Source organism: Burkholderia paludis (assembly GCF_000732615.1).
GTDB lineage: Bacteria > Pseudomonadota > Gammaproteobacteria > Burkholderiales > Burkholderiaceae > Burkholderia > Burkholderia paludis.
Window position 1 is genome coordinate 200,741 of record NZ_JPGL01000001.1, and the last position, 12,655, is coordinate 213,395.

Annotated in this window: 26 protein-coding genes; 1 reads left to right on the forward strand and 25 read right to left on the reverse strand. The window is 57.2% G+C overall.

Annotated elements, in window-relative coordinates; genetic code table 11:
• Positions 1 to 4: 4 nt before the first annotated feature.
• A complete protein-coding gene (locus GQ56_RS45480; RefSeq protein ID WP_161788537.1) occupies positions 5 to 172 on the forward strand; it encodes a hypothetical protein in 168 nt (55 codons plus the stop codon).
• A 4-nt stretch (positions 173 to 176) separates the two neighbouring features.
• Here the strand turns inward: GQ56_RS45480 and GQ56_RS0100870 are convergent, their stop codons facing one another.
• From GQ56_RS0100870 to GQ56_RS39950, 25 genes are all read right to left on the reverse strand, one after another.
• Positions 177 to 527, reverse strand: coding sequence for a hypothetical protein (locus GQ56_RS0100870; RefSeq protein ID WP_031396852.1), 351 nt, complete (start codon positions 525 to 527; stop codon positions 177 to 179).
• Between the two features lie 2 nt (positions 528 to 529).
• Positions 530 to 1,252: a hypothetical protein gene (locus GQ56_RS0100875; RefSeq protein WP_031396853.1), complete on the reverse strand. Its 723-nt coding sequence runs from the start codon at positions 1,250 to 1,252 to the stop codon at positions 530 to 532.
• Positions 1,249 to 1,653 carry a hypothetical protein gene (locus GQ56_RS0100880; protein ID WP_017880893.1) on the reverse strand — a complete coding sequence of 135 codons (405 nt, stop codon included), beginning with the start codon at positions 1,651 to 1,653 and terminating at the stop codon, positions 1,249 to 1,251. Before GQ56_RS0100880 ends, GQ56_RS0100875 begins: the two co-directional genes overlap by 4 nt.
• 8 nt (positions 1,654 to 1,661) lie before the next feature.
• On the reverse strand, positions 1,662 to 1,874 hold the full coding sequence (locus GQ56_RS0100885; RefSeq protein WP_031396854.1) for a KTSC domain-containing protein: 213 nt from the start codon (positions 1,872 to 1,874) through the stop codon (positions 1,662 to 1,664).
• Between the two features lie 129 nt (positions 1,875 to 2,003).
• The gene (locus tag GQ56_RS0100890) at positions 2,004 to 2,267 is read right to left on the reverse strand and encodes a hypothetical protein (protein ID WP_152601586.1); all 264 of its coding nucleotides are present in this window, start codon (positions 2,265 to 2,267) and stop codon (positions 2,004 to 2,006) included.
• Positions 2,264 to 2,473 (reverse strand): hypothetical protein, encoded by a 210-nt coding sequence (locus GQ56_RS43730; protein ID WP_152601587.1) that lies wholly within the window; start codon positions 2,471 to 2,473, stop codon positions 2,264 to 2,266. The genes GQ56_RS0100890 and GQ56_RS43730 overlap by 4 nt, the downstream gene beginning before the upstream one ends.
• Positions 2,470 to 2,736, reverse strand: a complete 267-nt coding sequence (locus GQ56_RS0100900) for a hypothetical protein (protein ID WP_031396856.1) — start codon at positions 2,734 to 2,736, stop codon at positions 2,470 to 2,472. The genes GQ56_RS43730 and GQ56_RS0100900 overlap by 4 nt, the downstream gene beginning before the upstream one ends.
• Positions 2,733 to 3,032: a hypothetical protein gene (locus tag GQ56_RS0100905; RefSeq protein ID WP_031396857.1), complete on the reverse strand. Its 300-nt coding sequence runs from the start codon at positions 3,030 to 3,032 to the stop codon at positions 2,733 to 2,735. The genes GQ56_RS0100900 and GQ56_RS0100905 overlap by 4 nt, the downstream gene beginning before the upstream one ends.
• Positions 3,033 to 3,248: a hypothetical protein gene (locus GQ56_RS0100910; protein WP_031396858.1), complete on the reverse strand. Its 216-nt coding sequence runs from the start codon at positions 3,246 to 3,248 to the stop codon at positions 3,033 to 3,035. It abuts the gene before it with no gap.
• An 872-nt stretch (positions 3,249 to 4,120) separates the two neighbouring features.
• Entirely contained in the window at positions 4,121 to 5,023 is a 903-nt protein-coding gene (locus GQ56_RS0100925; RefSeq protein WP_043300972.1) for a hypothetical protein, read from the reverse strand.
• 82 nt (positions 5,024 to 5,105) lie between these two features.
• Positions 5,106 to 5,513 (reverse strand): hypothetical protein, encoded by a 408-nt coding sequence (locus GQ56_RS0100930; protein ID WP_031396860.1) that lies wholly within the window; start codon positions 5,511 to 5,513, stop codon positions 5,106 to 5,108.
• Between the two features lie 61 nt (positions 5,514 to 5,574).
• Positions 5,575 to 5,955, reverse strand: a complete 381-nt coding sequence (locus GQ56_RS0100935) for a hypothetical protein (protein WP_031396861.1) — start codon at positions 5,953 to 5,955, stop codon at positions 5,575 to 5,577.
• A gap of 58 nt (positions 5,956 to 6,013) precedes the next feature.
• The gene (locus tag GQ56_RS0100940; protein ID WP_152601588.1) at positions 6,014 to 6,211 is read right to left on the reverse strand and encodes a hypothetical protein; all 198 of its coding nucleotides are present in this window, start codon (positions 6,209 to 6,211) and stop codon (positions 6,014 to 6,016) included.
• A gap of 303 nt (positions 6,212 to 6,514) precedes the next feature.
• Positions 6,515 to 7,120: a hypothetical protein gene (locus GQ56_RS43735; RefSeq protein ID WP_152601589.1), complete on the reverse strand. Its 606-nt coding sequence runs from the start codon at positions 7,118 to 7,120 to the stop codon at positions 6,515 to 6,517.
• 7 nt (positions 7,121 to 7,127) lie between these two features.
• Positions 7,128 to 7,442: a hypothetical protein gene (locus GQ56_RS0100950; RefSeq protein WP_152601590.1), complete on the reverse strand. Its 315-nt coding sequence runs from the start codon at positions 7,440 to 7,442 to the stop codon at positions 7,128 to 7,130.
• Between the two features lie 247 nt (positions 7,443 to 7,689).
• Positions 7,690 to 8,103 carry a hypothetical protein gene (locus GQ56_RS43740; RefSeq protein ID WP_152601591.1) on the reverse strand — a complete coding sequence of 138 codons (414 nt, stop codon included), beginning with the start codon at positions 8,101 to 8,103 and terminating at the stop codon, positions 7,690 to 7,692.
• A 44-nt stretch (positions 8,104 to 8,147) separates the two neighbouring features.
• On the reverse strand, positions 8,148 to 8,906 hold the full coding sequence (locus GQ56_RS39060) for a hypothetical protein (RefSeq protein WP_043300974.1): 759 nt from the start codon (positions 8,904 to 8,906) through the stop codon (positions 8,148 to 8,150).
• Between the two features lie 78 nt (positions 8,907 to 8,984).
• On the reverse strand, positions 8,985 to 9,215 hold the full coding sequence (locus tag GQ56_RS0100965; RefSeq protein ID WP_031396864.1) for a hypothetical protein: 231 nt from the start codon (positions 9,213 to 9,215) through the stop codon (positions 8,985 to 8,987).
• A gap of 22 nt (positions 9,216 to 9,237) precedes the next feature.
• A complete protein-coding gene (locus GQ56_RS43745) occupies positions 9,238 to 9,438 on the reverse strand; it encodes a hypothetical protein (RefSeq protein ID WP_146047084.1) in 201 nt (66 codons plus the stop codon).
• 75 nt (positions 9,439 to 9,513) lie between these two features.
• Positions 9,514 to 10,188 carry a hypothetical protein gene (locus GQ56_RS42910; RefSeq protein WP_052007090.1) on the reverse strand — a complete coding sequence of 225 codons (675 nt, stop codon included), beginning with the start codon at positions 10,186 to 10,188 and terminating at the stop codon, positions 9,514 to 9,516.
• Complete coding sequence (locus GQ56_RS0100975; RefSeq protein WP_052007092.1) at positions 10,185 to 10,670, reverse strand: phage protein NinX family protein; 486 nt, start codon at positions 10,668 to 10,670, stop codon at positions 10,185 to 10,187. The genes GQ56_RS42910 and GQ56_RS0100975 overlap by 4 nt, the downstream gene beginning before the upstream one ends.
• Before the next feature lie 3 nt (positions 10,671 to 10,673).
• On the reverse strand, positions 10,674 to 11,063 hold the full coding sequence (locus tag GQ56_RS0100980; RefSeq protein WP_031396866.1) for a hypothetical protein: 390 nt from the start codon (positions 11,061 to 11,063) through the stop codon (positions 10,674 to 10,676).
• Positions 11,064 to 11,065: 2 nt separating this feature from the next.
• Complete coding sequence (locus tag GQ56_RS0100985) at positions 11,066 to 11,731, reverse strand: hypothetical protein (protein WP_031396867.1); 666 nt, start codon at positions 11,729 to 11,731, stop codon at positions 11,066 to 11,068.
• Positions 11,728 to 12,192 carry a hypothetical protein gene (locus GQ56_RS0100990; protein WP_152601592.1) on the reverse strand — a complete coding sequence of 155 codons (465 nt, stop codon included), beginning with the start codon at positions 12,190 to 12,192 and terminating at the stop codon, positions 11,728 to 11,730. The genes GQ56_RS0100985 and GQ56_RS0100990 overlap by 4 nt, the downstream gene beginning before the upstream one ends.
• A gap of 76 nt (positions 12,193 to 12,268) precedes the next feature.
• Complete coding sequence (locus tag GQ56_RS39950; protein WP_052007094.1) at positions 12,269 to 12,631, reverse strand: CCDC90 family protein; 363 nt, start codon at positions 12,629 to 12,631, stop codon at positions 12,269 to 12,271.
• Positions 12,632 to 12,655 lie beyond the last annotated feature (24 nt).

Consider the following 12,655-nt stretch of genomic DNA (forward strand, 5'->3'; position numbering starts at 1 on the left):
CGTCATGAATTGGCTCTGCATCAAGTGCCACCTTGAATTCCCGTTCGATGCCGAAAAAGTCGGAATCGACTCGTTCGGCATCTACGTGTTCTGCCCACACTGCGGCCGGCGCAACAAGCTCATCAACATCGGGAAGCGCGGCCATATCGTTCTTCAGCAGACGGGCACGTAACGGATCAGGTCAGCAACCCCGACACGTTCGTGAAGTAGCTGTGCATCTGACGCAGAAGACGCAACTGCTCGCTCGTCAACACGCGCTTGGATAGTTCGTGGCCAAGGTGATAAACGGCCTTGATCATGTACTCCCGCGGATATGACGGGCCGAAGCTGTAGAGACGAACGTTGTGCCCAACCCGGTAATACGACGGCACCGTGTTGTTCCAGATCATCTTCAGCGTGTTGAACACGTGACGGGTCTCCATCTTTGCCGGATCGTGCCTATCGCCGTGCCGGTCGCGCCAGCGGAACGTGACGTCGATATGCGTCCGGCGCTCGATATGCGTGCGGAGTTCGACTGCGGTGCTCATGCTCACCTCCCTCGGGCGGTGGGTAGATCGGAAAGCATGTCCTCGCGACGCGCATAGCGCCGCAATACAGCCACGCCAAGGCTTTCGAGGGGAAGAGACACAATCAGCCCCTCCTCGCCGGCCAGCAGGCCCGTCTTGAGCCGCTGGGCCGGCTTGCGCGCGACGACGTCATACGTGCCGGTGATAATCACGCGACGCGGCATGTACACCGACTGATCGATGATCGCGTCGACGACCCTCTGGTACTTCGGGTTGGCCTGCGTCAACACCAGCGGCTGGACGTTGGTTCGCTCCAGCTCTGCACTGATATCGGTCGGCGAGAAGTGCCAAATCGGCCGCACAATCGGCTGGATGGGGCTACTCATGCGCGAGAGCGTGAGCAGCGTGAGCGTCATCTCGTCGTTCGTGTCCTCCATCACGAACACCCCAGCCTCACCATCCCCCTTCGGGATTGGCAGCATGACTCTGACCAGCGGGTCCCGAGCCAGAGCCTGGAATTGCTTCCAGTGTGTCGGGTCCGGGACCGCCGCGCTCACTGGGAAAAGGTGGTTGCATGCAAGCCTGCGCGCCGGCACCACCGCATACGGGGATGGTGCCTTGAGCGACAGGAAGTTCGATGCGTTGCGACCTTGATGCAAGTACGCAACGCCTTCAGCGTTCCAGTGGATTCCGTACGTCCGTACTTCGATCTTGTGGTCTGCTTCCTCGTTGTATAGGTCCTTCATAGCCGTATCAATTCGCCGACGTGCTTCTTCGTGTACCCCGAAAGGTCCATGAGATCCGTGAGCGTCACTTCGTAACGTCCAGTCTCGACGGCCGCGACCTTATGAACGGTCCAACCGAGCCGTTCGGAAGCTTCCTTTCGGGTGTGTTTGAGTTCGATCGCTCTGCTGAACGCAAGCGTTTCGCCAAGCCGCTCATGAGTGCGGCCAAGCGTACGCCTCACAGGTTGTCCCTGTTGTTCAGCGTTCTCTACCTTCTTCCGCTGAGACGCCTTGACCCCCTTGGCTGCGATGATCGCCCTGATCGACGGAATCGACAGAGCGAAATCACGAGCGAGAGCCGAGGCTGACTTGCCGTCGACGTAGAGATCCGCGATCTGTTGATCGCGTTCCTCCTTCGTCATCGCAAGGCTCAGACTTTCATGTAGGGGAAACGAGTCGGGTGCTTCTTGATGAGGCTGCTGAAGGCCGCGCCAAACGATTCGGCCACGACCAGTTGGTCGACGACCTCCTTCGGCACGTTGCTGTACTGGTACTCGTCGCCGTTCTTGACGAAGACGATGTTGAGCCGCTGATCTTGTTCGTTATATGCGAATGCGGAGATCTGCGACGAAGTCACAGACATGTAGCCAGATTTCATGTTTCGATCTCTTATAGATTGAAGGTTGCTGTTCAGGTGGTGGTGACACCCGTTGCTACGGTGAGCCTTTACGGAAAGCGTGGTGGTGGGGCGCTTACCGTGAGGCTTTACTGCTTAACCTGCATACAACACGATCTCTTCCGGCACTTCGATCGCAACAGGCGGTTGTCCGATGCCAAAAACCGTCAGCTTGATCGTTGCACCGTTACGCAGCTTCTCGATGTCCTCCTGGCTCGGTTGCCAGTACGACATCCAGACGTTCTGCTCGTTGTCGCGCACGACGGGTAGAGACTTGCACTTACCATCGCGGTCGTCATTCCAGCCGACCGGCCGGCCGAGGTCGTGGGTCGTGCGCGCGGTCTTGACGGGAGTCATCACGTCGCTGCCCTCCACCCGTCATGCCAGAACATCCAGTAGCGGTGAACTTCCGAGTTGGTGTACCCGTCGTCCTTCGGGTCACGTTCCAGCGACAGGCCTTCGAGCCATTCGTGCTGCTCGAATTCCCGGCGCATCCGGTCATTCTCCGCGGCTTCGTGTGCAGCGGCGACGATCGCAAGGTTGCGAGCCAGTGGTGATTGACTCATGCCTTCACCTTCGTGCGTCGGAGTTCATCGCGCAGGCGCTTCAGGCGCGCGATCTGCTTCTTGGCCAGTTGGCCAGAGTTGATCGTGTTCGCGACGGCCGAGTACCACGTATCACGTGAAATCGGGGACTCGGTGCCTTGGTCGTCGGCGACCTTCACGTTTGAGAACTTGCGGAGTGCTTCGCCGGTCTTGACCAGTGCGTCGACAGCTTTGGGTACATCGGCCAGGGGGTGAGGTCTCGCCTCTGTGGTGGTGATATTCATTCTGATTCCGTACGGAAGATTCCAACTACAGCGGGCGACTCCACCGATTGCCCAAACCAGTATCCGGGATCGAGACGTGCGTTGACAAGGGCTTTTACCTCCTCCCACATCTGCAATCCCTCGTTCTGCCAAAACGGGTGATCCTGCATGCGTATCGCCTGCTTCAGCCCGTGTGGCAGGTACTTCTCCTTCAGGTCGACAAAGGCGTTGATATCGACCTTCAGGAGCACAACAAGCGCGATGTCAACGACATCACGGGTCTTGCCGCTCTCGGCTCGATATGCAATGACTTCCATCTATCGCATCTCGATCTTCGCGCCGTCCGGTATGTAGCCCACCGGCAGCACAAAGAAGCCCTTGATGACGCGAAGCTTTTCCAGCGTCTTCATGGTCCGAACCCACGCGTCTAGCACACACTCGTGGGTGAAATACTTCGGCTCCATGTGGTTATCCAGGTGGTGGACCTGTATCACCTGCGGCGGATTCAACAAGGTGCCCTTTTCCGATGTCACGTAGTACCTCCTTTATCAGCTCGGGTTGAAAATCGATCATGTATGGATGATTCATCACGTCCGCAAGGGTCCGCGGTTGGGTCACTTCCAACAGAGTTTCCATCAGTGCTTCACACGCATCTCGAAGGTTCTCCTCGCCATATTGCGCGCCCCCTTCAGCTTCAGCGTCGCCGGCAGTGGGAGGTGGCACGCTGTCATGGATATGCCAGTGCGCTGGATTACAGCACAAGGTGTTTCTACACTCATTCGTGAGTATGTACCGGTCAGACTTGTGCAAGTCCGGTGTCGCCCACTCAAAGACGATCTTGTGTACCGCCTTGCGCTTCCCTCCCCCTACCCTTACCTGACCATATGGTGAATCTACAGTTAGTTGGTAGAAGGGAACCCACTCAGCCGTCCGCACCTTCTTCTGACGCGCACCGAGGTGTGTCTTTGGTCCCTTCCACGGCCAACACTGGTCAGGTTGGCCGAAGTTCTCTATACGCTCCTTCAGATCCTCAACCAAGGCCCCAAGATCGTGGCGCTCCTGGCCGACGAGTTGCCAGTGAGTATCGTTGCAACATAGCGTGTTACCACACCTATTGACAAGTCGATACTGTGGCTTGCCAAGCAATTCTGGGTTGGCCAGTTCGAACGTGATCTTATGGACTGTCTTCCGTCGCCCACCTCCCACCTTCACCAATCCATACGACGACACTACGGTAGATTGGTAAATGGGAACCCCTTCGGATTTCCGTATCTTCGTTACCTTTTTTCCAGCATTTGTCTTGGCCCCCCTCCACGGCCAGCACACATCAGACCGACCGAAGTTCTCGATACGGCCCTTGATGCGCCCAATCAGATCCTCAAGTTGCGCTTTACGATCAACAATCTCACTCATAGTCGGGGCAACCGTCAGCGATGTATGTCGACGCCTTGCCGATCATCAGCTTCGCGTCGCTGATGATCTGCTTGTTCACGCTCCACGCACCCTGATCGATAACAGCGTCGATATGCGACGACACGAGCTGGTCAAGATACTGCGGCGGCAAAGCGTCAAGCTCCCAACTGGATTCACCGTACTGGTCAAGATACGACTTGAACCGAGCATCCGTGGACTTCGCCGGATTCTCTGGCGGGTTCAGCTCCTCAACTTGAGCCATATTGAGCGCGATGCGCTTCAGCTCGAACGAGTGCCCTCCGAACATCCGGAGCCGTTCAAGCAGATCGCGCGTCATATCGATCCCGCTCGGGTCGTGATCGCCAAGATGCAGAATGAGGCCGCGTTGGCCTTCACGCATGCTGGGAATAATGTCGCTCAGCGCGAACTCGCGCAACACCGTCGACGACGGATAGCCACGCGCGGCGAGCAGCGGGGTATCGTAACGATGGCACACTCGTTCGAGCACCCCTACGAGCGCTTCCTTCTCGACGATGACGAATACACGACGTGATTGACCGATCCAGAGATCCTGATGGTACTGATCCGCACAGGCGTCGATGATTGATGTCGGCGACGTCCAACGCGAGCGGCGAATGAACGCACGCGTTCGATCCTCCAGCATGTCCCAGTCGATCAGGCCCGCAAGCTTTCCGTCGTTGATAATCGACGCAGCGCGCTTGTATTCCTGCAAATTGTTGGGAATGATGTCGCGCGCGACGAGCTGGTAATACAGCTGCCGCGTGGTCAAGACATACCCTTGGCGCTGATACTCGCCAACGATATCGTTGATAATTCCGATCAGTTCGAGGGTGGAAGGCTTGAACCGCTTCCCCTCATATTTTTGAGTGGCCATGTTTTCTCTCGAAAATGTCGAAATAAAAGCCGCATGGCTAAACCATGCGGCTTCAGATCGATGAACTACTACGCTTCGTCGATTACTGCGTCTTCAGCAGCGTCGGTTGGAGCTTGTAGTGCTTCGAGAGGTACGTCAGGATCGCATCGCCATGCTCCGCCAGGTTGGCCAGCAGTTGCTCTTCGGTCGCTGCGACCGGCAGAGCGTAACCTTCGGTGATCACGTTGCCGTCCGCGCCCTTCACCGGCTCGATGTGAACCGGTTTCACGCCGTGCAGCATGAAGTCAACGATCTTCTTCAGCGACGTGGTGCGTTCGGCGACGAACGCTTCACGAGCCTTCTGCTGCTCCTGGAAGCGGGTTTCGTCCGCGGCCGACCAGTTCGATGCAGCCTTCGGAGCGCCGCGCAGCGCGCGCGGGGACTTGCCGTCATTGCCGCCTTTATTCTTCTTCGGAGCAGCGGAGTTCTTGGTCGTGGTGGTGGGTTCCATCTTCAATTCCTTCAGGGTATGTTTTGGTTGAGAGAGGTGATCAGCCTGCCAGGTCGGCCAATCAGGTACGGCCTCTCATCGACACGGGTAGCAATCCCGCGGCGATGAGATGGTTCAGGACAACGGCCGGCGTAGAAACCGGGAACGTCCTGACACATTCGCTGAGACCCAGTGCGATGGCATCGATGGCCTTTTTACGCACAGTCGCAGCTTCAGCCTCGCTGTGTCGCGGGAGGTAAGGCACGAGCGCGCGGCAAATCTGCTCTGCCCGCTCGATCAGGCCGTCCGTGATGTCGGTCTCGCTGATGTCGCGATAAGCAAACGTGCTCACGACGGCTTCGACAGACGCCCGCTGATGGGCCTCTACTTCTTCCTTGCGCGATGCCAGTTCGCGCAGCAGACGCTCGTCGTCGTCCGTCCAGGTTGTGGTGGTGGTGGTCATGTCTCAATCCGCGACACAACGACAAGGGCCAGCTTATCGGTGCATCGGTATTCGTTTTTTACAGGTGACGGTTGTCCGAGATCTCGTTGTTGAAAGCGCGGCCCCGCGCGGTGTTGCCCCGCAATGCAAAGGCATCCTTCTCATTCTCGAACTTCTTGCCGATGTACTGCCGCAGCTCAACGGCATCCCAGTCGGTTGGCATGTGATCGATGCGCTTCATCACGTCATCCTGCACATTCTTGATCAGGTCTTTCACGAACTTTCGTTTCTGTGCTGCCGTCTGCAATGCCATCTTTCTATCACCTTGGGATCGCTGGATCATACATTAGATGATCATTATATTGTTGAAATATTAACCGTGCAGTTTGCTCTAACCGTTGATCCCGGCATTGCCTACCGCGTCGGTTGATGGAGATGCCATTCTATTGAAGAAACGCTCCTCCTTCCATCTTGACTATACGATAGTCGGGACATCCCGTTCGGCCCAATGCCGACGTTCAAGCTCCTCCATTTTATTGGCATCTTGTGCAGCTTTCACCTGAAAAATCAGGCTCTTTGCTCATTCGAACGCGACTGCTACGTGGTATTCCTTGTGCGACTCGACGCCACCGACGCTGTCGCTGAAGTGCTCGCCTTCAACAAGCTCTCCATCATCGTTTGAACGAAGTATCGTCACCTTGACCCACATGTATTCCCATTGTTCATTACACCATTGTCGTAGGAATTCGAAATCACGGCGAACGGCTTCTGCGCGAATTTTGCAACCCGTTAAACGTTTGCTGGGGTCTATTCCAGGCGTTTCCACTGTTTCCAACGCAAGGCGAGGTACGCGCAATCCATTGGCGATCTGATATTCGGCGCGCTTTACGCGTCGCACGATCTTTTTGGATAGCCGCTTGATCAATTCCGCCTGATCTTCCTCGCTCAAACCCCATCCGTCATTCTTGGCGATCTGGTTTGACGCCGCGATGTCGTAATAGCGTCGCGAGGCTCGATCCGACACCAGCACAACTTCGCCGGGTCGCTTGTTCCTACGCGTCCAGTCTGACGCGACGCCGTGGCCATCATGGTTGGCCCACAGCTCGCTGATGTCGTCGTCTCGTTCGAAATGAGCCCTGAAACTGTATCCTTCAAGCTCGAATGTATTCCCGTTGTACTGGTGCATGGTGTGCCTATTTTGTGATCCCTGCTGCCGCTAACGCCTTCGGCCACCAGCGGTGTGCCCGGTCGTTGGCAGGGTGCAAGGAGATGTTGCGGAAGGAGCCGTCACGATGATCGCGTTCCCCATGAGAAGTGATCCAGCGGGGGTTCGACGACGGGTAGTCACTCGGTTCAGCACCGGCGTATTCGAATCTGAGCAGGTGAACCAGCTCCTTGAACGTGTATGAAACGTCTTGCCAATCGAAGCCCGTCTCGTCGGCATTACCCTGTTCAGCACTCTCGTCCGTGATGACCTCATAGGTCTGGTGGAATTTCATTGGCGTCATACGATGATCCTTGCCATTGAGCGGACGTCTGCATCCGACATGTCATGAAACTGCTGCGTGACGAGGGAACGAAACGATTCCTCGAAACCCACCTTGCGTGCTTGCTCAACAGTCGCCGCTACGAGGTACGTCCGCAAAACTTGCGTATCAGACATGAACATGTGCAGATCCTTTTGTGCTGAATTGAGAAAATAAAAAAGCCCACCGATCGGTGGGCTTTGAACATGGCTTCGCGACTAGACGTCGTTCATTCAAGGGCAGGCTGCAACAACACCGTGCTCGCTGAGTCGAGACGGTATGTTCTGTATCGACTTGGAACGTTGATCAGGATGGACTGTGGCTCAATACTGGTCCACACGCCATTACGTGCCGAAAGCATGTGCTCGCCAGCGGGAAGGTATAGGTTGACGCGCTCATCGGTCGCCATTGATGCGATTTTCACACCATCAGCCAACAACTCATAGCGCGCACCGCCACCCGCGATAAACGAGCCACCAGTGCGTATAACTGTGATCTTCTGCGCACCTTCCACCGGTTGCGCATACTTCGTCGAATAGATCCTGTCCGCAGGAACGTCCTTTGCCTGCTCAAATGGAAGAGTTCTTGACGCACACGCCGTCAAACACCCCGTAAGAGCAATGCAGAGAATCACCTTGTTCACTTCCGCCCCCTCTGTATATAAAAGGACTAGAAGTATGCCCTACCTCAGTCGAGAAGGTCTTGCACTATCTCTTGGATGACACCATCCATGTAGATGGCCTGCCCGGTCGTGCAGCGGCCCCACACGATGAGACCGCAAATGTCGCGATTTATCATCTCACCCCGCTCTTCGAGCTTTCCGGCGAGCCAGCCCGAGACGATCCAATGCTCGTAGGCTTCGCAGGTATCCGGGTCGATATTGTTCGTTTCGCACGCTGCACGCCATGCTTCTTGTTCGTCGTTGTACCAGTCGTCGGCGTAGTGCTTGTTGAGGTACGCGGTCAACACTGCGTGTTCAGTTTCCGCTTCGAAGAACATTCCATCGGTATCGCCGCTGTCTTCACGCGCCTTCGCGCTTGCGATGATTTCGCTGATCTTTGCCTGATCGGGCGCATCCAGTTCATTGATCTCGTCCACTGACTCTTCCGGGATGACATAGAACTTCCCAGCGTGTTCGAAGTATTCGAGGTTGTCGAGAGTGAGATTCCCTTTTACGTCGTCTTCCGGCTGAAGCGCGACGTACTCACGACATTCGTTCTCGAACAAGACGTAGTCTTCGTGTTCTGCTGCGGACTTATGGTCGTCTTGAACGCAGATCCCGAACAGCTCATCCTGGTCGACACTTACCTCACGCAGCACGTGCGGATTGGCACTAGCGACCAGCTTGCTGAGGTCGCTGATCAACATGCTGACACACGCATGCACTTCTTCTCGGACGAGCTGACGCGCGCGCTCGTCGAGCGCGGACTTATCAATATTGGTCATCGTTGTTGTGGTGGTGGTTTGTTAGCAGATTCGGTGAACGAGGCGCGTGGCCAGACGCGCCTCGTTCAACTTGAACTTTCAGATTGCAGCTGCCATCGAGGCTTGAGCTTCGCGCTGGTATTGGCGCTCGTCATCAGAGACGTGCGCAGCCAAGCGGGCTTCGCGTGCCTCAAGCTTCGCGACTTCGGCCTGGAAATGTTCGAGTGCGCCACGCGCTTCGAGCAGCGCGAGGCGTGTCATGCGAAGTTGGTTCTTCGCTTCCTTAGCGGGCGACTTGCCGGTGAACATCGTGATGATTGCACTCAACATGGTGATTACCTCGGTGTGGTGGTTATGCTTTCCGCTCGATACAGAGGAGGTAGCGAATCTCCCCGACGCGCGTCGCCATAACTGCGGTGAAAAGATTTGTACTAAATTTCGAGTCGCGCATTTCTGCCGGCCTACGGCTGGCGGGGGTATTGATGGTCCGCATCAACTGCGGATAGCCTTCAACAGTCGTTTCTATGTAGTGGCGTTCGCCTACTTCCATCATGGATAGCATTTCGTTCCATGATCCGGCTCTTACCCCGTAGGACTTTCGGGGGCTAACGTCCATCTTTCTCATCTTCTACCCTTGGTGTATCAACCCGTCGTCGCCGATGTACAGCTCTCGGTTCCCGGCCTGACGTGCGGCGTCGGACAGCTGGTCGCGCAAATCGCGCGGAAGCTGGCTGCGATCCCAATAGCCGGCACCGTGGCCAGCGCGGGTGAGCCAAAAATCGTGTCCGGCCTGGACCGCTCCATAGCCGGTGCAATCAATTGCACGGCGCAACTGCGGCTCGGCGAAGTCGCAGAAGTCCTTGCAATCCTCGCGGAACTTCGTTTTCGTCTCGTAGTGCAGCTCGTAACCGTCTTCGAGATGCACCGCTTCCTCCTCCCCATCGTCGTTTTTGATTGTGTCGATGCTCGACCACAACGCGGCCTCTTCGTAGCCCGTCAAGAACTCCTCAAACCAGCGTTCACGTGGCGTGTCCATGATTTCCGCGTTCGGATACAGTTCACGAACATCTTCCAGTACATCCCAGCGGTCTTTGCCGCGCAGGAAGAACTCCACGTCCCCCTCGGGCTCGATAGCCCGCCACAGCGGCTCTCCCGCGCCCCAGTACGCCCCACCTTCGTCGTAGTCGCCATCGACGAATGGGCAGTGATGGACGATCAGCTTGATGTGGGCATCGTAGTCGCCGTGGGTGTCGCGGCGACCCTTCGGTGCGCCGCGGCTGCTGCTCACGTCGCTCAATTTCATTGTTGGTCCGCAACCAGTTCATCGGGCACGTCCACCTCAGCGCCGAGCTTCGAGGCGACGAAGCAGCGCATCGCGGCGATGAGCGGCGTCCCACCGATGAAGCGCTGCCGGCGCTTGTGGACCGCCCACGACTCCACGCCGTAGCGTTCGCCGCCGCGCGCCGTCATCTCTTCCCAACGGGCGGTTGTGTCGTTGCCGAGATCCGCACTCGTCATCGCGTACCAGTTACCGGTCTTCGTGTGCTTGCGGGTCGCGATGCCTTCGCGCTCGACGATCTCGAATCCCTGGTCTCGGTCGGTTGACGGCGTGTAGCCTCGGCCGATCTTGGTCATGAGGCCTTTCGGCGTCTTGTCCCATATCCAGTAGCCAGCTTCCGACCCGCTCTTGAACCCCATCGGGTCGTGGACAATCGGCTTGCCCTCGACTTTGGCAACTGCCCAGTCGAGCGTCGCGCCGAGCAGTTCGTGTGTCTTGATCTTCATGGGTTATGCCCCCGTGCCGCTCAAGACGGCCTCTGCTTGTTCGATGGCGGCGGAAATTCGACTGCAGCGGCAGTCGCAGGCCTTGTTGAACTCCGACTCAGCTGCGCACATAGAATGGTGCGTGATGTGTTGCCGCGCTTCCTTCAACGAGTCGAGCAGCTTTTCACTCGCCTGTTCAAGCTGCCAGATGCGGTAGCGCAGTTGCTCCTTGTCGGCTTCTTCACGCGTCAGCGTGTGCAGCAGCAGCTCGGCCTCTTCCTTTTTCAGTAGCTCGTCGCTGTAGCGGCCACCACCCTTTGCACGGGAGATGATGTAACGCGGCGGTTCGCCGACACATTGCAGGGTTTCGATCGTGAACGGATGTGTTGTGAAGTAACGGACGGGTTCTTTCATGATCACCACCGTTGAATGTCAGCGCTGCCCAAACCGAGCAGGTTGCACTTTTCGCGGATGAACGTGAGGACCTCGTTCAGGGTCTTCATTGCCGGCAGGGCCTCGCGGCAGAAGTCGGAGCCGTCATCGGACTTGAAGACGATCTGCCACTTCACACCAACGTAATGGAAGGTGTTCTCGGCGAGCGCGCGGTTGTAGCTGTGTGTGACCTTGATCGGCCGCGGCGCGCGCGGCTCGGGGCGCTTAGCGGAATCGATCAGCTCGGCAATCTTGCGATTCGCGAACTCGTCGACATCACTGAGGTAATTCTGCTGCTCGTCCTCGCTGCGCGATTCCCAGTCGGCATCGAACTCGTCGGCCCAGGTCTTCACGAGGTCGCTCAATCCACGCGAGCCGTCATGGTGGTCCAGGATGTCGCCGGTCAGCTGGTCCGAGAACGTATTCCAGCGGTTGCCCAGGGTGAACGAGAGGTCGAAGATGATCTCCTGCTTGCGCAACAGTTCCGGGTGTTCATTGACGGCCTGCTTGATGTACGCGGCGTGCTCTTTCATCTGCGGCGTACGGTCGAACTCGCAGATCACCTGCTCGCCGACCTCCTTGAGCAGCAGGCCCGTGCCATCGTGGTCGGACTCGGACAGGATGAGCGGGGTCTTGAAGGGGCTGCTCATTGCAACGCTTCCTTGCCGAGCGCCAGCACGGCCTGAGCGTTCGCGATCATCTGCGGATTCGCGATCGAGTCGTCATGCCAGTCGTCGATCGAAAGCATGCCGTCGAGTGCGTCGACCAGTTGCTTGGTGAGAGCGAGATTGTCTGCCGGCGCGATTCCCCCGAACTGGTTCAGGTTGAACCATTCGACACGGCCCGCCTGGGTGACGATGGCCATCAGGCCTTCTTTGGTGACGAGCTTTCCAGCCTCAACCGCACCGCGGTCTGCGAGCTGAGCCATCTTCTTGCCCAGGATCGATTCGCGTTCCTTCCTGAAGTGGTCGTTCATCTGGTCGACTTTCTTCGCGAGATCGAACAGTTCCGCTTCAGCGTGCTTCTTGCCTTCTTCGGTGCCATCGCGCAACGAAGCGACGAGCACGCCCATGACGCCCGACCAAGTCGGGGTCAATACGATAGTTTTCATGGTGTGTGGTGGTGATGGGGGGTATAAAAAAGAGCGCACTGGCCAGAGCGCACTCTTCCTTAATCAACCGGCTGAATCAGTGCAGGAACGCCCTCGAAGCGATCTGCGCAGCGGTCGCGAGAATCGTCAAGGTCACGAGCCACGTGACCATCGAGGTTTTCGCTTTCTCGATTTCGACACGGAACTCTCCACGCGCCTCCGAGAGGCCGAGCTTCATGTCTGCGCGGACGTTGTCGATCTCACGACGCAGATCGGTACGCGTCGCGTCGACCTTCTGCTCAACCGCCGTCTGCATGTTGAGTAGGTCTTGCTTTGTCGCCAAGGTCTGGTCGATCGCATCAGCCAGCGCCTCGGCTTGCATCACCGCAGTCTCGCGCGGGACCCCACCTTGTTCGAGGCGCTTGACGTAAGCCAAGGTGTCGAAAGCGACAGACATCATGATTTCTCCTTGTACTTTGTAAGG